Genomic DNA, 21,953 nt, shown 5'->3' with positions numbered 1-21,953 from the left:
TTAATCCTCCCCATCGACGCGATAACAACTGATAATTTCATTAACAACGTCTAATCCTTTTAGATTTTCTCTGCTATTTAATAATTGCTGCTTACTGATTTTGTGGGTTACCATAACGATTTCCGCCATTTTCTCTTGTTCAGACGGTAACTGCAATATCTTTTGAAAACTAACACTTTCATCCAAAAATACATTTGTAATTTTCTGAAAAGTGCCAGCTTCGTCATCCACTTCCATGCGAATGAAATATTGCATGTATTTCTCATCATTTTCTTTCAACTGCTTTTGAAACTGCGGTAATATATATTCATTTCCCGTGATGCCTAAGCGAATATTCTTGACGACATCCATTAAGTCCGAAACAACCGCTGTTGCAGTCGGCATGCTTCCTGCACCAGGACCATAGAACATTGTCTCTCCTACTGCTTCACCATAGACATATACGGCGTTAAATTCATTTTTGACCATTGCTAATGGATGATCTTTCGGTAAAAGGGTTGGCTCCACACTTACTTCAACTTTGCCGTTATCATTAATGGAAGCAATCCCTATTAATTTAATAGTATACCCTAAACTTGTTGCAAATGTAATATCTTCTTGTGAAATAGTTCGAATACCTGATACTTCCACATCATCAAGACTGATTTCCATTTTGAAAGCAAGGTTTGCTAATAATGCCATTTTTCGTGCAGCATCCAATCCATCAACATCCGATGTAGGATCTGATTCAGCAAACCCTAGATCCTGCGCTTCTTTCAAGACTGGCTCAAATGCTAATTTATCATCGGTCATTTTTGTAAGAATGTAGTTGGTTGTACCGTTAACAATACCCATAATTTTCTGAATACGGTCGGATGCAAGTCCTTCTGTTAACGAGCGGATAATCGGAATACCACCAGCTACACTGGCATCATACAGAATATCACAATTGTTTTCTTTTGCTAAACGGAGTAATTTTTGTCCGTGTACAGCCATTAGATCTTTATTGGCAGTTACAATATGCTTTTTATTGCGTATTGCTTTCTCCAGCAACAGGTTAGTATCTTCAATACCACCCATCACTTCAATAATAATATCTATTTCTGCATTGTTCACTAATTCATCCGGGTTATCTGTTAACCATTCCGCCTGAATCGCAACATCACGTTTCTTGTCGATGTCATGTACCAAAATTTTTTCGATTTGGATTTCACAACCCACTTTATATTTGATTTCTTCTGCGTGGTTTTGCAACAGTTTTACTACCCCTGTGCCAACTGTTCCAAGACCACATAACCCTACGTTGACTTGATTCATTAAGACGCCCTCCCTTTGTTCACTTTACGAATACAATTGTTTATATATAGTGGACATTATACAACTGTCTCACTATATTATCAAGACACAATTGCCCAAAAAAACAAAAAAAGCATCCCATCTTTCAAAAATGGAAATGCATCGCCTTTCCTAGTATACATTTTGTAACCAATCTAATTGTATACTATTTATTTCTCTTTGATCAATGCCTAATTGTGAAAAAAACACCCTCAAATTCTCTTCGTAGTGCGCCTGGTTCTCCATCACTTGTTCCATATCCGGATATTCCGAAGATAAAGATCTGATCTGATCCATGAAATCAAAAAGATGCACAGGGAATAGTAAGCGGGCATATAATAATTTCCAGCCAAAAACTGAAAGTTGCTGATTGGTCAGATATTCTCTTAAAAAATCTCTGCATGCAGGGGCAGCCAATCCTTCTTCAGCCAACATATAACCTCGTAATTTTTCGGCTACATCTCTGACTGGATGATCATATACAAAATGATTACACCAAATAAATGACGACTCCATCTGATTATGGTATCTGCCGAATGTAATTGCGGGCTGATCACTTTCATTAAATTGTGTTTCCTGTTCTACGACGTGCAAATATTGAATCGCGTTTTCTGATAGTCCCATCATATAGGGAAACATATTAACAAACTCTCTTAAAAATGGATTAGCAGGACGTTGCTGATATAATTGCTGGAACAATGCTTCATATTGATCTATTTTGGTCGTCCATAAATCCTTCCATTTTCCATAGCTGTTCATTGAAGACGGCTGGTAAGGGTAGGTAAACCCTGATTGATGAAACATTGCTAATCTGCTTGCCTCATCTCGCTTATCCTTGTCATTAATCGCATAGCATAGCATATACTTTTCCTTTCCTATCGTTGTCAAAAACTGATTATGTACATTTGGCATAGGACAGGAGACATTGTTCCAGCCTTGTTGATGAAAATGAGTTGTTATTGTATATAACTCTAATGCATTTCGTTCACTCATATCTGCAGGAATGACAAAATAATAATACGATTGATCAGCAAAAGTAACGTATGGCTGATCCTGTATTTGTTTAGTTGGCACTTGAATTGGGTAATGTAAGAATATTGGATGCATGTATTTTCCCCCCGAATAAATTATATATTAGAATATATGTCAGAAGGTAAAATAAAATGATGAATACAGGAAGTGATGAAATGAAAAAAAATGTAACTGAATTAGAACAAAAAGCTCGACAATGGTTGAAGGAACGTGGAGTGAAGCTGGAGGATATTGCGGATCTTGTCTATTTCCTTCAAAAAGACTATCAAGATGGATTAACTTTAGAGGTATGTTATGAGAATGTGAATAGTGTTATCGGAAAACGCGAAGTGCAAAATGCTATTATTACAGGGATTCAATTAGATATGCTAGCCGAACAAAATAAGTTGGAATCTCCATTGCAAGAAATTCTGGAAACAGATGAGAGTCTTTATGGTATCGATGAAGTCATTGCGTTATCGATTGTTAATGTTTACGGTTCGATTGGTTTTACAAATTATGGCTACATCGACAAAATGAAACCTGGGATCTTAAAGAAATTAAATGATAAATCAAATGGCTGTCATACCTTTTTAGATGATATCGTGGGTGCAATAGCAGCTGCAGCTTCTTCCAGACTTGCCCACCGAGCTGTTAATGACGAAACGATTGACGATGAATAACTCAGAAAAACGCGGCATTCACTTCGTCTTTTAGCAAGTGCCGTAATATGTAGTATATCTTGTACTTGGTTTTTACTACGCCGAGATTTATCCTTGTAAACTTTATACTTCCCTGTCGTAGAACAAAGGCGCAAGCGCCCGTTTAGAGACGTAGCGAGTGGAGCGAATCAACTGAGATAAAGGAATCACGGTGAGCTTGCGAATCGATGATGACTTATCGTAGGGCGATTTCGCGAAGTCGCCTAGTCTCTGGGCGCTGGAGCCGGACATGGCCGTTTCTGTCAGCGAACATCATATAGCCCAAAATTTATACTTTCTTGACGTACAAGAAAAACCGGGCATAACCCGCCCGGTCCTAATTGACTTAATTAATAAACTTCCTATAATATGGATTATGTCAACAAAGACTGTATTGCCAAATGGTCATTTTGATATCGTTTATCTGCTTAGCAAAGCTCCGGAAATAGGCTCCGCGTCCTGTGGGCACGGCTTCAGCTAGGCTACTACTTGAAAAGCTGCTTTGCTGCCTTGTGCCGAGGAAGCTCACTTCGAAGCGATGCTTGCAGACACAGGCACAGACTAAATGGATCTTCAGCTCGCGCTGAGGCATGAGGAGTCTCCGCCTATTTCCTACGCTTTAGGGAAGTGCTACATCATATGGAACAGCTAAAAGCAGTGGATCTAGGCATTATGTTATTCATTCAATTGCTGTTATATATACAGTGATCAATATGCTATCTCTTACAAAAGTTGTAGAGTCCACATCCTAGCGTAGGCCAACCACGGAGACTCCCGCGGGATTATGCAGGCGCTGAAGATCCACTTTGTGAAGCGCCCTTCTTCACAAAGTTAGCTTCAGCCGTGCCCCGCAGGACGCGGAGTGGTTGGACGGAGCGGTATCCCAGCAAATGAATCATTTCAAAATTACTACTAAGCATAAAGCGGCTAGCATAATCCATATTATATACACTCGGCTTCTTGTTCAATATGATTACTGCTGTGACAGCAATTTTCTAGACTGATAAAGAAAAAACCGCCACTTACTCCGTATAAGAAAGGGCGGTTTTTTGCTGTTTTTCTTTTAATAATGGGGATGTGAAAATAAAGAGACTAACAAAAATAGCAATAGCCAATACAAAAAGCTTGACGAACAATAAAGGAATGATGGTCAAGGTAAACAGTACACTCGTCCAGACAATGGCCACAGCAAAGCATTTAATACGAAATGGAACACCTTTACCATTTTGATAATCTTGTAAATAGCGGCCAAAATATTTATTAGTCACCAGCCACTTATGCAGAGCAGGTGAAGATTTACCAAAGCAGAAACCGGCAAGAATTAGTAAAGGCGTTGTTGGCAAAATAGGAACAATGATCCCGATCAAACCTGTTGTTAAACTTATTGTACCCGCAATTATCCAAAGAAAACGTATCATTCTTTTCATCCCTTTCACTCCCCTCGTTCGTCATGTAGTGTTGAAAGTCATCTGCAGAGTTAATATTCGCAAAATAAATAGAATCCTTCTCTTGGAAAGATACATATTTCACCTTTATCCTTGTAAGCAATTGGTGCATAGAACGCCTGCCTTCGGCCAATAGCTCCTTAATAACAGTTTGTACATTATTTTTGTAAAAGCCCACTAACGGCTGAACCCGCCCATCAACACATGGAATAATCGCGTCATAAGCGGGATCAATTTGTTTTACCAGCGCATGGACGATCGTTTTATCCATGAAAGGAGTATCCACTGGCACAGCGAGATTCCACTGTGCATCTGTGACGGCTATAGCTGAATAAATACCAGCAAGTGGTCCATCACCTCTATAAAGTTCGTCGTCGTTTATAATGGATACACGATGATCTGCTATCGCATCCGTTTGATCCGGTCGACAAACAACATACACATGATCAGCAATTGGAACCAATAAATCAATAGCATGCTGATAGAATGGCTTGCCTTGATAACTTGCAAAAGCCTTGTCTCCATTATATCTCGAGGAATTCCCTCCTGCCAACACTATACCACTGAACTTCCGCATCGCTTCACCATCCACCCTCTTCATGCCAAGTAAATATATCCAAATTAGCTTCTACTTTGTGCATTGCACTCTTTAGCTCTCCGTCACTAATCAACTGTACATTTTCTAATTGATTAACAAAGTCCTCCTGGCTATCTCTTACCAACACTATTTTAGGTAAGGGCCACTTCTTGAAACCTTCTACAAACACATAATCTGTTCCAAGTGATTGATAGAAGTTCAATATCTTGTCAAATGACAGTTTATCCTGCTCTGCTGTCATGAACAACTGATTCTCACCAATGACCGTAGTAATCGAAGCACCTGCCTGATAATGCTTGTAACTATCTTTATTTGTCAGCAAGTCCGGGTCTCCACCGTGTCCATGATGCTTAATCGTTGCTGTTTGTAATCCTTTCACTGTTAACGCTCTTATCCACTGATTGATAAATGTGGTCTTTCCACTATTTTTCAAGCCGACTACTTGGATAACATACATCTTATCCACCGCTAACGGGAGGGATGACTGCTACCGTATCCCCGCTTTTGACCACGTCATGTTCTAATGCATATGCTTCATTTATGGCAAACATCGACTCCGAAAGTTGGCTAAAATCAAATTGTGATTGAAGTATTTTTTTCAATTCAGTTACAGTTCCTTCTTGAAAATCGATTTCAATCACGTCTGTTTGAGCTTCTTCCTGTAACTGAGCAAACAGCAATACTTTAATCATTGTGATCCCCTCCATTTGTCTCCGGCTTTCCTGTTGGATATGATACATTCTCTAACTGATCGCCAATCCAAGCTGCTCCATCTTCCCATTGCTCTTTTTTCCATATCGGTACTATTTGTTTAATCCGTTCAATCGCATATTCATTTGCTTCGTAAGCTGGTTTTCGATTTGGAGAGGAAACAGCAATTACGACAGCGATATCAGCAATTGCTAATGAACCAATACGATGAGTAATGGCAACGTGTGTACCTGGCCATCTATCGTTAATTTCTTGTCCAATTTGCTCAAGCATTTTCTCTGCCATCGGTTTATACGCTTGATATTCCAAGTAAATAGTACGTTTTTCACCTGTCATTTCTCTTACGGTGCCAATAAAGGTAGTAATTGCTCCCGCATTACGATCCTCCACCTTTTGAATAATATCTTTAGTATCTATCGGATCTTCGACAATTTCAAAATAATTGCTTGGCATTCTTATTCTCCTAACCGATGAATCAACACGCGATCACCTTTATTAAATCCTGCAGTACCACCCGGTAATTCTATCAGACAATTCGCATTTGCCAATGAATGTACCATATTGGATTTATCTTTGCCTGCAAGTTGGACGAAGACTGTCTGATCCTGCAAATAATAGTACCCTCTAATAAAACGTGAAAATGGATTTGCTTTCGGTATATCAGCGTCAAGCAACGCTTCTGTCCTGTACAGTCCAATTTGAACTTTACCTAAATAATGATCAATCAGCGGTCTGGTAAATAGTTCAAATCCGACATAACAAGCAGAAGGGTTTCCTGATAATCCAAACAAAAGCTTATTAGCGGTAGTCGAAACCGTTGTCACACTTCCTGGTCGCATCGCTACCTTGTTAAACAAAACGTCAGCTTCTAGCGCCTGATAAATTTCTGGCAAGAGATCAAAATCACCTACAGAGACACCACCTGTAGTAATTAAAAAATCAACTTCTTCTAACACTGCCGAAATTTTTTCAATACTGGACTCAAGATCATCAGCTAATTGCCCATAATAATGAGGGATCGCTCCTGCACGTTCTAATTGAGCCATAACCATATACGCGTTACTGTTACGGATTTTGCCTGGTTCCAGTGGATCAGAGACTTCTAATAGTTCACTGCCGGTAGCAATGACACCTACTACAGGCTTTTTTGCAACAGGAACAGAAGCATAGCCAAAGGTTGCTAGCAATGCAATCACACCTGGGTTTATTTCTGTACCCTTTTTCATGATTACTTCACCTTGTCGAACATCTTCTCCTTTAAAAGAGACATTTTGCTGATGTGCGATGGTTTTCATTACATTAACATACGATTTACCTTCTATTTCAAGCGCTGTAGTATCTTCCAACATGACAACAGCATCAGCCCCTTCTGGAATAGCTGCGCCTGTCATAATCCGGACGGCTTGCTGATCTGTAAGTGGTTCAGTATAAACACTGCCAGCTCCGATATGACCTACAACCTCCAGTTGTTGTGGCTGGTCTGTGCTCGCACCTGTTGTATCAACCGACCGTATTGCATAGCCGTCGTACGGTGAGCGATCAAATGGTGGAACGTGATGATCTGCCGTAATATCGATAGCTAGTATTCGGCTTGCTGCTTCTGTCAAAGGCACCCACTCTGTCTGTCCAGTCTGGTAACAGGATCGAACTTTTGCAATGGCTTCTTGTACCGGAATCGGATTTCGCTCGTTTAACATAGTGACATACTCCTAACCAACAATCTGATAATATAATTTTTTAGCCTCTTCAATTGAATGAGTACCATGAATAAAGGTTCGCCCGTCCTGAAAGAAAACAATACGTTTATCATGGATATCTGCCGATAGTAAAAAGGCATTCTCTTGCACATTTTGAAAACTGGATAGCTTTTGTTGCAAATCAGAGAAACTGAATTTCTTCCCACGAATTTGAACGGTATCCCGTCCGCATAAAATTTCTGTTTTTGTTTGATTTTGGTAAGCAAGATTCGGATACTCAGGCGAAACACCACAACTGGAACATTGTGACTGTTTTGCTTTGCTGACATCAATCGTTTGGTAATGATGATGCCACAGATCGAAAATCATTAATTTACTGCTTACGTCATCGTCAGCTCCAGTTAACAGTTTGATAGCTTCTGTCGTTTGGTGTGCTACCACCATTTGTACTGCAGGACCAATAACACCAACAGCGTCACAAGTTGCACCAAACATTGGTGTAACCTTTAACAAACAATCCAAACATGGTGTCTTTTGCGGAATAATCGTAAACGTCATACCGGAACTGCCTACACAAGCCCCAAAAATCCATATTGTTTTATTTTTTTGACAGAGATCATTCAAGATAAATCGGATATCAAAATTATCGGTTGCATCGATTACGATATCTGCTTGTTGTACATAGCTTTCAAGATTCTCTGCAGTCGCGTCTATCACTACCGGGATTATTTCCGTATCGCTGTTAATTTTTGTTAAATGATCACTAGCCGCTACCGCTTTTGGGATTTGATTGCGCGCATCTTCTTCCGTAAACAAATGCTGCCTTTGTAAATTCGTCCATTCGACATAATCGCGATCAATGATGGTCAGTTTCCCCACTCCGGCTCGAGCAAGAATTTCCGCTGCAGATGATCCTAATGCACCACATCCGACGATCAAAACCTGCTTCGCTAACAATTTTCGTTGACCCGCTTCGCCAATTCCTTTGAAAAGCATTTGGCGATTATATCTATCCAATTTTGGCATAGGACTATACTTCCTTTCTTATCCACCGATATACGACATTTCAATTTTCTTACGGTTACGAGCCGTTTCTTCGGTCCGTTCGTCGGAGTAACGGTCCTCGCGGTATTTCCAGCGAGACACGATTGTTTCTTCCATTTGCTCATCACTTATACCGCTCCGCAAAAGATCTTTTAAATTAAACCCTTCCCCTGCAAATAAACAAGTATAGAAGTTGCCGTCTGCTGCAATTCTTGCCCGTGTACAGGAGGAACAAAAAGATTCGGAAACAGATGTGATAAAACCCACTTCTGTGTTAGTACCTTGATAACGATACCTTTTGGCTACTTCGCCAAAATAAGATGGGTTCACTGGTTCTAGTGAATAATGATCACGGAGCATGTCGAATATTTCTTTCTTAGTAAGTACATGCTTAAAATCCCAACCGTTCGTCTGCCCTACATCCATGAATTCGATATATCGCAGGGTAACACCCAAATCTTTAAAAAAAGCAGCCATCGGGATAACCTGGTGATCATTCATCCCTTTTTTGACAACCATGTTGACTTTCACTTCTAATCCGGCTTCTTTCGCTTTGATAATACTATCAATAACTGGCTGGGTCCGGTAATTACTATCATTAATCTGCTTAAATGTTTCATCTTCAATCGCATCCAGACTGACATTGACTCGTTTTAACCCTGCTGCTTTCAGATCCTCAGCCATTTTGCCTAGCAGTACAGCATTTGTCGTTAAACCGATGTCCTGAAGACCATCTAATGCTGCTAATCGTTCAACTAACGAAACAATGCCCTTTCTTAATAACGGTTCTCCACCTGTTAGCCGGATTTTTCGAACACCTAATTTAAGAAAAATTTTTGCTAGACGTTCAATTTCCTCAAAGCTCAACAAATGCTCTTTCGGAAGAAATACAAAGTCTTTGCCAAAGATTTCTCGAGGCATACAATAGCGACAGCGAAAATTGCAACGATCTGTCACTGAGATTCGCAAGTCCTGCAGGGCTCGACCAAATTTATCCGTTATGACTGATTGTTGCATATAGCATCGCTCCATTCCTTTATTTTTCTGCTCGAATGCTTATTTGTGATACATATCACATTTCGGATTAAACGTAAGCATTCTTATCAGAAGAATGCTTACTGCCATTTAATTAATATTGGTAAATGTATTAGCAATCCCCATTTCACTGGCCAAATAGCTGCGAATATGTGTGGTAAATTGCAGTAATACTGGAAGGTTCTCCGTTAACAGTGTGTGAATTTCCTGATGGTCCATTTTTTTATAATCCTGCACCAATTTCTTACGAATGCTTACTATATCTTCATACGCCTTAATATCTTCTTCCGGCAATACATTCTCATCAGCTAGAATATGGACAATATCAAGATAACTTCCTGGATCTCTCATTATAAAACCGTCAATCATCATATTACCTGTATCAATAATCGCTTCGATTAATACATGTGTGATCCGTTCCAAAGCAAAATACTCCAATGAAGTTGAAAATTGCTGTTCTTTTACTATCGTTAACGTTTCATCAAAAAAATTAAGTGTTTCATTCATTTGTCTCATATCAACAAAATACACGATGACTCCCCCTCGTTGACAACTTATTTACATGATACCATATATAATTAGTTGACGTTAAGGATATCTTATGTTTATTTAAGGGTAGTCTAATTATCATACAATTCTGAATCAAGTAAAAAGGAGTGACTAATTATGCCAAACGATCGTCTTTCATTTATTAAGAACGAACAAGAAAACAGTAATCTTCGTTTTGTTAGCTTTAAAGGTGGACTAGATCGCTTTGACCTTGCTATTATTTCTTCTAAAGGCTTGGGTGATGAGTTAATCATCGTAGATTTGAATACCAATAAGTATTCTAAGTTAAACGAATCGAAGCTTGAAAGTACGGAGTTTGTTGAGCATGCTTTTCAGTACAGTCAATTGGAAGCGGACGATTTCCGCACTTATTTAAAGAAGATATTACAGGAAAACTAACACAATAACGGTGTTAGTTTTCCATTTGCTTCACGATAAAGAAACGGCAGCCAAAATTACAGTATTCATATAAATAATCTTCACATGTACTGATTTTTGTATCAAAAGTGGCCTTCGGGTTCTGGTCATCATAAAAACCTTTCAGACGTAACTGCTCATAACCCCAGTCTCCAACAATAAAGTCGTATTTAGTTAAAATATCGGTATATCTGTCCTTAAAGGCTTTCTCTTCAAAGCCATTTCGATAATCTTTAATAATTTGATAGCGGTGACCTTGTACCTCAACCAATCTATTTCACACCTTTTTTTTCATCAAGTTAGTCAAATTAACAAATGTTGCTAGCATGAAATCAATTTTTATAACCAAACTAACGATATGATTGCAATAACAGAAGGAGGTTATTTTTATTGATTCAGCGCTATACAGTTTGTATATTCCTTAGTTTTTTTCTTCTCTCTACTATAGCACATGCAGAAGAAAATGTGGATATCGAACAGCAAAAAATCACATTATATAAGCAAATCGAAGCAATTACACTTATCCCTTGGCATTATTTAGCAGCCATGAACCGATATGAAGCAAATATCGCGGAAGATCCTGCAGAAGATGCGCTGATCCATATGAATATCCCAAAAGAAAAATGGTATGGTGCAGCTCCTGTTGAAGAACCTGCAGATGAGGAAACCCTTTTATTATTTGGCGGAATCGGGAAAGATGGCGACGGAGATGGAATTGCAGATCGAAATAATCAGTATGATGTACTATATACAATCGCCAACTACTTACAACAATATGGAAACACTCCTCAAGATATACGCACTGGACTTTGGAATTATTACAAACGCGAACTAACTGTTTTATCTATTATGAACTATGCCCGATTATTCGAAACATATCAGAAGATTGACCTCGACGAAACAGCGTTCCCCATCCCAAAAGGCTATAATTACAGCTACCGGAATACTTGGGGAGATGCTCGTGGATTCGGTGGTCGTCGTATTCATGAAGGAACCGATATCTTTGCCAATTATGGAACACCAGTAAGAGCAACTACCTATGGGATCATTGAACTTAAAGGCTGGAATAAGTACGGCGGATGGCGCATCGGTATTCGAGATATTTACAATCGATACCATTATTATGCACACTTAAACGGATTTGCTGACGGATTAGAGATTGGTGATATCGTCGAAGCCGGACAAACAATCGGCTCCGTTGGGGCATCAGGCTACGGGCCTCCAGGTACTTCAGGCAAATTCCCGCCTCACTTACATTACGGTTTGTATAAAGACAATGGCAAAACAGAATGGTCCTTTGATCCTTTCCCAAATTTGAAAAGATGGGAAAGAAAAGATCCGTAAAGAGGGCATCCTCTTTACGGATCTTTTATCATTAATTATTGGAAGCATTTTTCGCGTTTAATATACTTACAATTAAACCGCCCCAAATAATAACGCCTCCGATAATCGCCATTACAATTGCACTTCCTGTCATGAAGTAAACCTCCTTTGATTCTTTCATTTAAGCCTCATGATCTTTCTCAGGCCATTTTTTGATCGTCAGTAATGCACCGAAGAACATAGCACCAATCGCCACGACCCAGCCGTACGTGAATAGGTAATCAATCGGATAACCTTCATAAGCTTCTGATAGTTCATTTTTTAAATTCAAAAGCATCATACAGCCAAGAATTACTGGTGTTATAATACTTAAACTAAGTCTCCACCATACCCCTAGTTTGATATCGGATACCGAATCCGCATGAGATTGTAAATTCTTTAGCTCACGGGCAAACCATGCAATGGCTACTACTTCAAATAAACCAGCTAAAGCAACGCCATAATTATTGATAAAGTGATCGACTGTATCTAACAGGTTTAAGCCACCTTGGTTGGCATAAAATAACGATACAATAAACGCTAGTCCTCCACCTATCAGAACGGCAGATCTACGGGAAATAGAGAATTTCTCTTGAATACCTGCAATATACGTTTCCGAAATGGATATCATGGAAGATAGTCCTGCTAAGAATAAAGAAGCAAAGAACAAAAATCCGAAGAAGGCAGACCCTGGCATTTGACTGATAATCTCAGGAAAAACCATAAATGCTAGTCCAACCCCACCCTGTACTACTTCTGAAACGCTGACGCCAGATTGTTGTGCCATAAAACCTAAAGCTGCAAACACCCCAATACCAGCTAACAACTCAAAAGAAGAATTGGCAAAACCGGTAATAAATGCATTATTCGTAATATCCGATTTTTTTGGTAAATAAGATGAATAAGTTATCATAATGGCAAATGCAATCGACAAGCTGAAAAAGATTTGACCATATGCTGCTACCCAGACAGACCCATTCAAGATGCTGCTCCAATCTGGCTCAAAGAAAGCATTTAAACCTTCGACAGCTCCTGGTAAAGTAATGGCACGGATAACAATAATAAAGAAAACAATAAATAATGTCGGAATAAAAATTCTATTTGCAAATTCAATTCCTTTCTTCACTCCTCGTCCTAAAAAGAAGAAAACGAGAATCCAAACGGCAATCAATGGTAATAATACGGAAGGAACAAAAGATCCGAATGTTCCTGCATCAGCAAGGTTTAGATAGTCGCCAACGAAGAAGCCGGTTGGATCGTCTCCCCATTTTGTTCCAAATGAGAAATATGCATACATTAAGGACCAGGCGATAATAATCGGATAATAAGTGGAAATAACAAATGAAATAAATACTTGCCACCATCCTATCCATTCCATCCCTTTACTTATTTTAGCAAAACTTCGTGGTGAAGAACTGCGATATTTGTGACCAATTGTATACTCCATAATCAGCAATGGAATTCCTGCTGTTAATAAGGCAAATAAATATGGTACAAAGAATGCACCTCCGCCGTTTTCAAATGCTGTTGCCGGGAATCGCCAAATGTTTCCTAATCCTACAGCAGAGCCAATTGCTGCAAGCAGGAACCCCATCCGTGTTCCCCATTGTGATCTATTTTCCATCACATAAACCCCTTTCTTCTTTTGACAAATGATTAAAATAATTCTGAAAATTATATATTGCTAATCTTTGAAATTATAACGAACTTTCAAATATTCTGTCAAAGGTAAAATAAGGTATTTATTCCTACTCGATTAAATCCGGCTCAATCGGTACAGAGAGATTAGAAGAACCTTCTCCATCATGATAGTAATCTGGTACATCACCAGGATGAAAAACCTTTGAAACTGGTATGTCTTGTTCGAGTTTAGTAGGTGCAGAAGCAAATGGAATCACTACCCTCATTTCAACTGTAATGTGCACATTAATATCAATCCACGCACCATTAATTCCTGTTTGGGCTAATTCACTCGTTATTTCTGTACCAACTGTACCGATAACTTCTAAGTTAATGGGGATTTTCGGGCCTAAATTAGCTAATATTGGAATACCTAAAGCTTGACCTAAAGGAACTTCTACCAGTAAACCCTTTTCTCTTATTTCATCTAACAACTCTTGTTCTGTAGGATCAAGATCCTTTTCCAATTCTAATGGTACACCCGTTTCTGGCCTTTCCCCTTCTTCTAACAGCTTCAGAAAATTTTCGACTCGATATTGAATGTTTCGCTGCACCCTATTTTCTACTACTGCATTAAACGTATAACTTTCGACTCTGCCTTGTTCATCGACTTGCGTTTGAATTAATTCTTCCGCATCTAAATCTTCTGATATTTTTTTACTAACAGCAATTCCCATCGCCTGATTAGCAATTGCTGTTACCCTAGTTTCCGCATAATCGAGCAAAACCGGTTTAATTCCTGCATTCACCACATATAGACTTGCAATCATTGCCAGTATAAAAAAGAAAAAGGAAATAAACACAACCTGGCTTGGAGGTGTTGCTGCTTTTCTTTTTTTAACCCATCTTTTCTTTGGCATATAAAAACCCCCCAATTCATTCATATGATTGGGGGATTTATTTAGAGATAAATCTATAAAATTTTTATTTATAAGATTGCACCTAGCCACTCACATTAACAAGTGCAAAAATGTAAAACAGAAGATTGGCTGCTTATAATACGGATTATGTCTAGCTTAGTGGTAACTATGAAATTGTTATAAAGACCCCATTTGCATAATCCGTTATATAAATAGCTGCATATCTCGAATTTAGTCAGGACCAAGCTGCGTTCTAACCAGCTATTATTTAACAGGACTGAGTTTGTTTGTGTGAATAATCATAACGTTAAGCACCTTGGCCAGATTCAGATCATAAGGACTGACCTTAACACCGTTCTCTTTCAATATTCGTACGACAGGTCTTTCTAACAGTTGATAATTTTGGCGTGCAACGACCCCTTCGCTGCCATCACTCAATTGAACTGTCATACCATTTGGATAGAGTGCAATGGTTTTCTTAAATGTTTCAACTAATGATTTATCAAAAAGTGTACCAGCACCACTATAAAGTATTTCCAGTCCCTCATGGGGCAACATCGCTTCACGATACACTCGATTACTTGTTACCGCATCAAACACATCTGCAACACCAATCATTCTGGCAAAGGGATGAATCACAGCTTCTGTAATCCCCCTTGGATAACCGGATCCGTCCAATCGTTCATGATGTTGAAAAGCACAATGGGCAACAAGTAATGGAATTCCAGGCACCTTCCTTAACATCTCAAAGCCATAATCGGTATGGGATTGTACTATTTGAAATTCCGCATCTGACAATTTTCCAGGTTTGTTTAATATTTCATCGGGCAGAATTATTTTTCCTATATCATGCAAGATTGCCCCTAATCCAAGCTGTTCTAATTCCGTTCTTTTCATATTCTTCTCTTGTGCCAGTGCCAGAGTATACAAACTAACATTTAAGGAATGAGAAAAAACATAATCATCAATAATCAACAGATCAGATAAATAATGAATCACATCTTCGTTTTTTCCCAATTCCGCTGCGATTTCCGTAACCAGATAATTTAATTTATTTGCAGCTTTTTCTAATAAATAGTTACGCTGATTAGAGATACCCTGCACCTCAACAGATTTGAAAGTCTCTTTGATTTGCTGAATCGCTTCCATTCTTTGCTGGTCTGGAATTGGTGGATGAACATAAATATCCTCCGTATCCTTCTCACGAATGAAAACATACGTTACGCCTAAATTCTGCAATCGATGGACCATAGATTGGGTTAACCTTACTTCTTTTTGAACAAGAATCCTTCCACGCTCATCATAAATAGGCTTCGCTAATTCAAAACCGGGACGGATATTTTTAGTTGGAATTAATTTCATCGACATACACCTATTTTATCATTTTGGTAAAATTTTATCAGATTATGTCTGTTTAATCTAGTATTATTGTCATTAAATTGTGTAATTTTCACATTTTTCCTAGACAAATTTCACACAATCTTCAATAAGGCTTCCTCTATTGGCATCCCTTCGTACCATCCGAATTGCTTGGAATGATTTGTCACTTTGTCTAACGTTGCTTTCTGTAAATCTTCTATTGTTTTTACTCCAACTGCACGGCCAGCAATAATAGGCCGATCTGTCAGCCGGTCATTTAATAAATCTACATCCAATGCACCACACATCACATAGCCTTTTTCGTTCGTAATTACTAATAAATTGGTATATGGTAAGCGAACCGTTACAGCAGTAAATGCATGGCCCCTAATTTCAATTGGTTTCATTTCCATCATAATAAAAACACCCCTCTCCATATAAAATATGAAGATTGGGTGTATGTGTGTATTCAATCCGATAATCTATTTTGCAGAGCCTCCCGCAATAAATCTCTGAGAAATTCTGGTAAATAAAACTGTTTTGTCTTCGATCGGGCAATCTCCGGAAACATCTTGCCAAAGGTAAACATGTCCGCTGTAGCAAAGGTGTATACCCGCTCATGCTCTAATTCCTTATTGTGCAGTAATACTTTCTGAACATGCTCCACACCATCTTCATCAAAAGTCGTTTGCACTTCAATACCACTAAAGACAAAAGCGCCAAGAATCTTACCTCTAAAGCCAAACCCCATCAGTTCTAATTCCACTAACCGCTGATTGTATGCACCACGGACAACCTCCAAAATTTCAATTCCTCTTAGTTCTACCGTACAGGGATTGATCGGGTGAGGACAAATACGGTGTACATCGCCATACGTGACATAGCCAGGTTCGATACTTTCCAGCAGAAGGCCGGCATTTAACATACTGATCTCAGCGTTGGTCCACTTCTTCAATTCATCTGTTAATAATTGAATAACTGGTGTCCGTTTATACCAATCTACTTCTAGCTGGTGCTGTAAATAAGTAACTGGCTGGTTCAACTGGTCTGCTGCCTGTTCACTTTTTAATTGAAGTGAGCGAAGAGTATGTTGGTCTTGCTGCATATGTTCCGTTTCCACAGCAAATGCTTGTTTATCAACGATCTCACCTGACGTTCGATCCCAGTCAATGTGAATTTCGCCAACATATTTGCCATGCTTCCCTGCAGCTGTTAGTAGGGTTTGGTTCACCACTTCCCCATTTTTCAATAAGTGATGTGTATGTCCACCGATAATAATATCAATCTGAGGAAATTTCTCGGCAATCATTTGATCTTCTGAGTAGCCGAGATGGGATAAAAGAATCAAGATATCCGCATCTTCTTTTAACTTATTTATTTCACGTGACAAATAACCAAGCGGAGTTTCTACTTGCCAGCCTAACGGGTTATAGAACGGGTTAAATGGTGCCGTTAAACCAAGGATTTTGACGCGAGTGTTTTCGTTTGTGGTAAATGCAATACTTTTTTTTAACCAAGCTGGCTGCTTGCCATCGATCGACCGCAAATTGGCACAGGTAACTTGGAAATCTGCCTGATCATACAAATGATACAGGTCATTATATTCGAGCGTGATGCCTTCATTATTTCCAAGCGTTGCAAAATCAAAGCCAGCCTCATTTAACAGTTCGACATTTGCCTTCCCTTTGTATGCTTCTGCAATAGGGTGAGATCTGTCGACATGATCTCCAATATCAATCAACCAGGATTCCTGATTATGTCTTTGGTGCTGTATTTTTTTCTGTTTAAAATAATGAACAATCTGTGGCCATTGTTCGAAGTGACTATGTAAATCATTACAATAATAGAAATGAATATGTTCCATCATGACGTGACCCTCCTCTAACTGAACAAACCTTGCCAAATTAAACGAATACCAATAATAAGCAGGATAATTCGCAGCAGGTATTCGACTGCTTTACTCGACATCTTTTGATTTAACTTTGCCCCAAGAACGCCTCCAAGCCATGCGCCAGGGATAAATGCCCAGACATAGTTCCATTCAATATGCCCCAAAGCAATGTGAGTTACAGAACTGACCATACTTAAGGCCAATATCATAAACATCGAAGTTGCCGTCGCTATATGCGGTGGAAAATGAAAAAATAAAATCATAGCAGGCACCATTAGTGAGCCTCCACCAATGCCAAAGAAACCAGATAAGTTTCCAACTAAAAAGGCAATCCCGCAGGCAAACAATGGTGAAAAGGAGTAATAATAACTTCGGGAACCTATTTGCACTTCACGGATCACCTTGCGTGAATGGTGCATCTTTTCAGTAGCAACAGGTGACGGCTCTGATTTTTTGAATAAAAAAATCAGAAATATCAATAACATAAATATCCCTAAATAGACGGAAAACAAATCTGTTTGCACAAATTGGTTCATCCATGATCCAAGGATACCACCAGGAACACTACCCGCGATAAAATAAATTCCACTCGTATAATCAATTCGATGACTTTTGGCATAGGCATATGTAGATGACATTGCCGTAAAAATCATAACAATTAGCGATATACCAACGATTGTACTTGCATCCGCCCACTGAAACAGTTGTGTCGTTGTATGAAGGATGAGTAGCGCTGGTACTAATATTACACCGCCACCTAATCCGACGATACTCCCTATCATTGCCGATAACAGGCCGATAACCAGGCAAATTATGATAACCACTATTATCCCTACTATCTTATGTAAAGTTTTATGTTGAAGGTACTCACTCTATTATATAGGTTAACGATTTATTTATCCAATCAAGCAAATTTGCAAAAAGGCAGTCAGTTCTTTTAAAAATGTAAAATTAGCTGTTATTCTTTATATACTGAGAACAAAGGCGCAAGCGCCCGTTTAGAGACGTAGCGAGTGGAGCGAATCAACTGAGATAAAGGAATCACGGTGAGCTTGCGAATCGATGATGACTTATCGTAGAGCGATTTCGCGAAGTCGCCTAGTCTCTGCGCGCTGGAGCCGGACGTGGACGTTTCTGTCAGCGAACATCATATAGCCCAAAATTTATACTTTCTTGACGTACAAGAAAACCGGGCATAATCCGCCCGGTCCTAGTTGATTTAACTTTTATATAACTACCTATAATATGGATTATGTTAACTAAGCTACTAGCCAAGTATCCATATTGAGATTTTTTATGTAATAGAATACCGCTCCGTCCAACCACTTCGCGTCCTGCGGGGCACGGCTAAAGCTAGGCTACTACCCGAAATACTTCTTTGCTGCCTTGCACCGAGGAAGCCTACTTCGAAGCTTTACTAGAAGACACAGGTGCAGACGTTGTGGATCTTCAGCGCCTGCATAATCCCGCGGGAGTCTCCGTGGTTGGCCTACGCTAGAATTGGGACTCTACAATTTTTGTAAGAGCTAGCATAGTGATCGTATGCATATATAATAGCTATTGAAAAATGTCTAGATCCACTGCTTTTAGCTGTTCCATATGATGTAGCACTTCCCTAAAGCGTAGGAAATAGGCGAAGACTCCTCATGCCTCAGCGCGAGCTGAAGATCCACTTAGTTTGTGCCTGCGTCTGAAAGTATCGCTTCGAAGTGAGCTTCCTCGGCACAAGGCAGCAAGGAAGTAATTCAAGTAGTAGCCTAGGTCAAGCCGTGCCCCACAGGACGCGGAGCCTATTTCCGGAGCTTTGCTAAGCAGATTTTAACTATCAAAATTACTATTTAACAATACAGCCTTACCCTAACATAATCCATCTTATAAGGATTCAGCTTCATGTTCATTTGATTAATGCTGTGACTGCACTTTCTTTCTTGACTGATTAGAAAGGACCAGCGTAAAAGCTGCTCCCTTACGATTTATTATTCTTTTTTCTCTTTCCGATGATCACAACAGTTATTAATACAATAAGTAATAGAAAAAAACCTTCAGCCATGTAATCCCTCCACAACTTTACTGTATTTTTATAACAACTATATTGAAATTTTTATCTCTCATTATTTACGAATAAAATAATAATTGGTTTCAATTTTGGAACATGAAGGCAATTATCTTAAAAGAGCATTCATTTTGTTCTAGCTGACAAGTGTCTCTTGTTTGTTATAATTTTTATCTACCGTTTGTAAATAATGTATTTGTTCATTCTTAGTGTTATAGTATACATGTTAGGAGGAATAATGTTGAAAAGAATCTTTACATCTGTAATTGCCCCATGTATTCTTTATGTTTCTTTTTTAGTATCTGATATCATAACCGGTTCAAGCTATACTTACTTAACAGGAACACCATTTCTCATTACATTCTTAATAATTTATTCGTATTCATTCCCTTTTTTCTTACTTCTTGGAGTACCTGCATCAATACTAATTGATAAAATCGATAAAGGAGTGCGACTGGTCAATTATGTAATTGCCGGTTTTATCGTTGGTTTAATCATGAAAATTATAAATGTAATGGAAGGTAATCCACTTTTATATGACTTAGGTATTTTAATTTTCTGTACAATCGCAAGTATGATTTTTTATTTCACACTAAAAAGTTTGGAATTTATTTTTACAAAAGCGTTCGGCAAGCATGTATCTAAAACTATTTATTAGTTACTACTTTGCAGAAATTAAAAAACCAGACATAACCCACTTTAAAGAATTCCACTTCATGTTCATATGTTTACTGCTGTGACTGCACTTATATGCTTTCTTAAATGATCAAAAAAACCTTGCCACAGGTGGGCAAGGTTTTTTCTGTATTAACCGATGGAACCTTCCATTTCGAACTTAATAAGACGGTTCATTTCGACTGCATATTCCATTGGAAGTTCTTTTGTAAATGGCTCGATGAAGCCCATTACGATCATTTCTGTAGCCTCTTCTTCTGAAATACCACGGCTCATTAAATAGAATAATTGTTCTTCTGATACTTTAGATACTTTTGCTTCGTGCTCTAACGAAATGTTTTCATTTAAAATTTCGTTATACGGAATAGTATCTGAAGTTGATTTATTATCCATAATTAACGTATCGCACTCAATATTGGAACGAGCATTATCTGCTTTACGGCCAAAATGTACCATACCAAGGTATGTTACTTTACCGCCTTGCTTCGAAATCGATTTTGATACGATTGTTGAAGAAGTATTTGGTGCCAAGTGATGCATTTTTGCACCAGCGTGCTGGTGCTGCCCTTTACCTGCAAGCGCGATAGAAAGCGTGTTACCACGTGCACCTTCTCCTTTAAGGATGATCGCTGGGTACTTCATGGTAAGTTTGGAACCAATATTACCATCGATCCACTCCATTGTTGCATTCGCATCACATGTTGCACGTTTCGTAACAAGGTTATATACATTGTTCGCCCAGTTCTGAATGGTTGTATAACGGCAATACGCATCTTTTTTAACAAAAATTTCTACAACTGCACTGTGTAGGGAGTTCGTTGTATACGTTGGTGCTGTACAACCCTCTACATAGTGTACAGATGCACCTTCATCGACAATGATCAATGTACGTTCAAATTGTCCCATGTTTTCAGAGTTAATACGGAAATACGCTTGTAAAGGTGTTTCTGCTTTTACTCCTTTAGGGACATAGATAAACGATCCACCAGACCATACAGCCGAGTTTAGCGCAGCAAATTTATTATCTGAAGATGGAATTACTTTACCAAAGTATTCTTTGAATAATTCCTCATTTTCTTTCAATGCAGTATCAGTATCTTTAAATACGATACCTAAATTCTCCAGATCTTCTTTCAGGTTATGATACACAACTTCTGATTCATATTGTGCAGATACACCAGCAAGATATTTTTGTTCTGCTTCTGGAATTCCTAACTTATCAAAAGTTTGTTTGATTTCATCAGGTACTTCATCCCAAGAACGCTCAGAACGCTCTGATGGTTTTACGTAATACGTAATTTCATCAAAATCTAATTCAGACAGATCTCCGCCCCACTGTGGCATCGGTTTTTTATAGAATTGTTCCAATGCTTTCAAGCGATACTCTAACATCCATTCTGGTTCTTCTTTCATACGAGAAATTTCTTCTACAACTGCACGTGTAAGACCTTTTTCAGTACGAAAAATGGAAACGTCTCTGTCATGAAAGCCATATTTATATTCGCCTATTTCAGGTGCTTTTTTAGCCATTTTATTACCTCCTATTTTAGG

General features: G+C 38.7%; 24 protein-coding genes. 4 read left to right on the top strand and 20 right to left on the bottom strand.

The window, feature by feature from the left end:
* Together MUN87_RS22225 and MUN87_RS22220 are read right to left on the bottom strand one after the other, a co-directional pair.
* A complete protein-coding gene (locus tag MUN87_RS22225; RefSeq protein ID WP_244744064.1) occupies positions 1-1,296 on the bottom strand; it encodes a homoserine dehydrogenase in 1,296 nt (431 codons plus the stop codon).
* Positions 1,297-1,446: 150 nt separating this feature from the next.
* Positions 1,447-2,421, bottom strand: a complete 975-nt coding sequence (locus MUN87_RS22220; protein WP_244744062.1) for a YutH/CotS family kinase-like spore coat protein — start codon at positions 2,419-2,421, stop codon at positions 1,447-1,449.
* Positions 2,422-2,501: 80 nt separating this feature from the next.
* Here MUN87_RS22220 and MUN87_RS22215 point away from each other — a divergent pair, with 80 nt between their 5' ends.
* Entirely contained in the window at positions 2,502-3,008 is a 507-nt protein-coding gene (locus MUN87_RS22215; RefSeq protein WP_244744060.1) for a phosphatidylglycerophosphatase A family protein, read from the top strand.
* A 1,040-nt stretch (positions 3,009-4,048) separates the two neighbouring features.
* Here MUN87_RS22215 and MUN87_RS22210 read toward each other — a convergent pair.
* The 9 genes from MUN87_RS22210 to MUN87_RS22170 form a co-directional block, all read right to left on the bottom strand.
* Entirely contained in the window at positions 4,049-4,393 is a 345-nt protein-coding gene (locus MUN87_RS22210) for a YbaN family protein (RefSeq protein WP_244744058.1), read from the bottom strand.
* A complete protein-coding gene (gene mobA, locus MUN87_RS22205) occupies positions 4,323-5,048 on the bottom strand; it encodes a molybdenum cofactor guanylyltransferase (protein WP_244744055.1) in 726 nt (241 codons plus the stop codon). The genes MUN87_RS22210 and mobA overlap by 71 nt, the downstream gene beginning before the upstream one ends.
* A gap of 4 nt (positions 5,049-5,052) precedes the next feature.
* Positions 5,053-5,526, bottom strand: a complete 474-nt coding sequence (gene mobB, locus MUN87_RS22200) for a molybdopterin-guanine dinucleotide biosynthesis protein B (protein WP_244744053.1) — start codon at positions 5,524-5,526, stop codon at positions 5,053-5,055.
* Between the two features lies 1 nt (position 5,527).
* Complete coding sequence (gene moaD / locus MUN87_RS22195; RefSeq protein WP_244744051.1) at positions 5,528-5,761, bottom strand: molybdopterin converting factor subunit 1; 234 nt, start codon at positions 5,759-5,761, stop codon at positions 5,528-5,530.
* Positions 5,754-6,233, bottom strand: coding sequence for a molybdenum cofactor biosynthesis protein MoaE (locus tag MUN87_RS22190; protein WP_244744049.1), 480 nt, complete (start codon positions 6,231-6,233; stop codon positions 5,754-5,756). The genes moaD and MUN87_RS22190 overlap by 8 nt, the downstream gene beginning before the upstream one ends.
* Before the next feature lie 2 nt (positions 6,234-6,235).
* Positions 6,236-7,477: a molybdopterin molybdotransferase MoeA gene (locus MUN87_RS22185; RefSeq protein WP_244744047.1), complete on the bottom strand. Its 1,242-nt coding sequence runs from the start codon at positions 7,475-7,477 to the stop codon at positions 6,236-6,238.
* A gap of 12 nt (positions 7,478-7,489) precedes the next feature.
* Positions 7,490-8,503 carry a ThiF family adenylyltransferase gene (locus MUN87_RS22180; protein ID WP_244744042.1) on the bottom strand — a complete coding sequence of 338 codons (1,014 nt, stop codon included), beginning with the start codon at positions 8,501-8,503 and terminating at the stop codon, positions 7,490-7,492.
* A gap of 18 nt (positions 8,504-8,521) precedes the next feature.
* Positions 8,522-9,538 (bottom strand): GTP 3',8-cyclase MoaA, encoded by a 1,017-nt coding sequence (gene moaA, locus MUN87_RS22175; RefSeq protein ID WP_244744032.1) that lies wholly within the window; start codon positions 9,536-9,538, stop codon positions 8,522-8,524.
* A 108-nt stretch (positions 9,539-9,646) separates the two neighbouring features.
* Complete coding sequence (locus tag MUN87_RS22170; protein ID WP_244744030.1) at positions 9,647-10,087, bottom strand: DUF86 domain-containing protein; 441 nt, start codon at positions 10,085-10,087, stop codon at positions 9,647-9,649.
* A 135-nt stretch (positions 10,088-10,222) separates the two neighbouring features.
* Here MUN87_RS22170 and MUN87_RS22165 point away from each other — a divergent pair, with 135 nt between their 5' ends.
* Positions 10,223-10,504: an SAV0927 family protein gene (locus MUN87_RS22165; RefSeq protein WP_244744028.1), complete on the top strand. Its 282-nt coding sequence runs from the start codon at positions 10,223-10,225 to the stop codon at positions 10,502-10,504.
* Positions 10,505-10,517: 13 nt separating this feature from the next.
* Here MUN87_RS22165 and MUN87_RS22160 read toward each other — a convergent pair whose 3' ends face one another.
* Positions 10,518-10,793: a YutD family protein gene (locus MUN87_RS22160; protein WP_244744026.1), complete on the bottom strand. Its 276-nt coding sequence runs from the start codon at positions 10,791-10,793 to the stop codon at positions 10,518-10,520.
* A 122-nt stretch (positions 10,794-10,915) separates the two neighbouring features.
* Here MUN87_RS22160 and MUN87_RS22155 point away from each other — a divergent pair, with 122 nt between their 5' ends.
* Positions 10,916-11,866, top strand: a complete 951-nt coding sequence (locus MUN87_RS22155; RefSeq protein ID WP_439649677.1) for a M23 family metallopeptidase — start codon at positions 10,916-10,918, stop codon at positions 11,864-11,866.
* Between the two features lie 31 nt (positions 11,867-11,897).
* Here MUN87_RS22155 and MUN87_RS22150 read toward each other — a convergent pair whose 3' ends face one another.
* The 7 genes from MUN87_RS22150 to MUN87_RS22120 form a co-directional block, all read right to left on the bottom strand.
* Entirely contained in the window at positions 11,898-11,999 is a 102-nt protein-coding gene (locus MUN87_RS22150) for a MetS family NSS transporter small subunit (RefSeq protein WP_244744024.1), read from the bottom strand.
* 27 nt (positions 12,000-12,026) lie between these two features.
* Entirely contained in the window at positions 12,027-13,508 is a 1,482-nt protein-coding gene (locus MUN87_RS22145; RefSeq protein WP_244744022.1) for a sodium-dependent transporter, read from the bottom strand.
* 124 nt (positions 13,509-13,632) lie between these two features.
* Positions 13,633-14,424 carry a sporulation protein YunB gene (gene yunB / locus MUN87_RS22140; RefSeq protein WP_244744020.1) on the bottom strand — a complete coding sequence of 264 codons (792 nt, stop codon included), beginning with the start codon at positions 14,422-14,424 and terminating at the stop codon, positions 13,633-13,635.
* Positions 14,425-14,688: 264 nt separating this feature from the next.
* Positions 14,689-15,786, bottom strand: a complete 1,098-nt coding sequence (locus tag MUN87_RS22135; RefSeq protein ID WP_244744010.1) for an HD-GYP domain-containing protein — start codon at positions 15,784-15,786, stop codon at positions 14,689-14,691.
* Between the two features lie 110 nt (positions 15,787-15,896).
* On the bottom strand, positions 15,897-16,199 hold the full coding sequence (locus MUN87_RS22130; protein WP_244744008.1) for a YunC family protein: 303 nt from the start codon (positions 16,197-16,199) through the stop codon (positions 15,897-15,899).
* A gap of 53 nt (positions 16,200-16,252) precedes the next feature.
* A complete protein-coding gene (locus MUN87_RS22125) occupies positions 16,253-17,650 on the bottom strand; it encodes a bifunctional metallophosphatase/5'-nucleotidase (RefSeq protein ID WP_244744006.1) in 1,398 nt (465 codons plus the stop codon).
* Between the two features lie 14 nt (positions 17,651-17,664).
* Entirely contained in the window at positions 17,665-18,498 is an 834-nt protein-coding gene (locus tag MUN87_RS22120) for a sulfite exporter TauE/SafE family protein (RefSeq protein ID WP_244744004.1), read from the bottom strand.
* 1,467 nt (positions 18,499-19,965) lie between these two features.
* On the opposite strand from MUN87_RS22120, the gene MUN87_RS22115 reads away from it, so the two are divergent.
* Positions 19,966-20,385, top strand: a complete 420-nt coding sequence (locus tag MUN87_RS22115; RefSeq protein WP_244744003.1) for a hypothetical protein — start codon at positions 19,966-19,968, stop codon at positions 20,383-20,385.
* 149 nt (positions 20,386-20,534) lie between these two features.
* Here the strand turns inward: MUN87_RS22115 and sufB are convergent, their stop codons facing one another.
* A complete protein-coding gene (gene sufB / locus MUN87_RS22110) occupies positions 20,535-21,932 on the bottom strand; it encodes a Fe-S cluster assembly protein SufB (protein WP_244744002.1) in 1,398 nt (465 codons plus the stop codon).
* Positions 21,933-21,953: the final 21 nt, after the last annotated feature.

The sequence above is a fragment of the Gracilibacillus salinarum genome, assembly GCF_022919575.1.
Classification (GTDB): Bacteria; Bacillota; Bacilli; order Bacillales; family Amphibacillaceae; genus Gracilibacillus; species Gracilibacillus salinarum.
The sequence above is the reverse complement of the archived record's forward strand: the minus strand, read 5'-3'. Positions and strand labels throughout refer to the sequence as shown.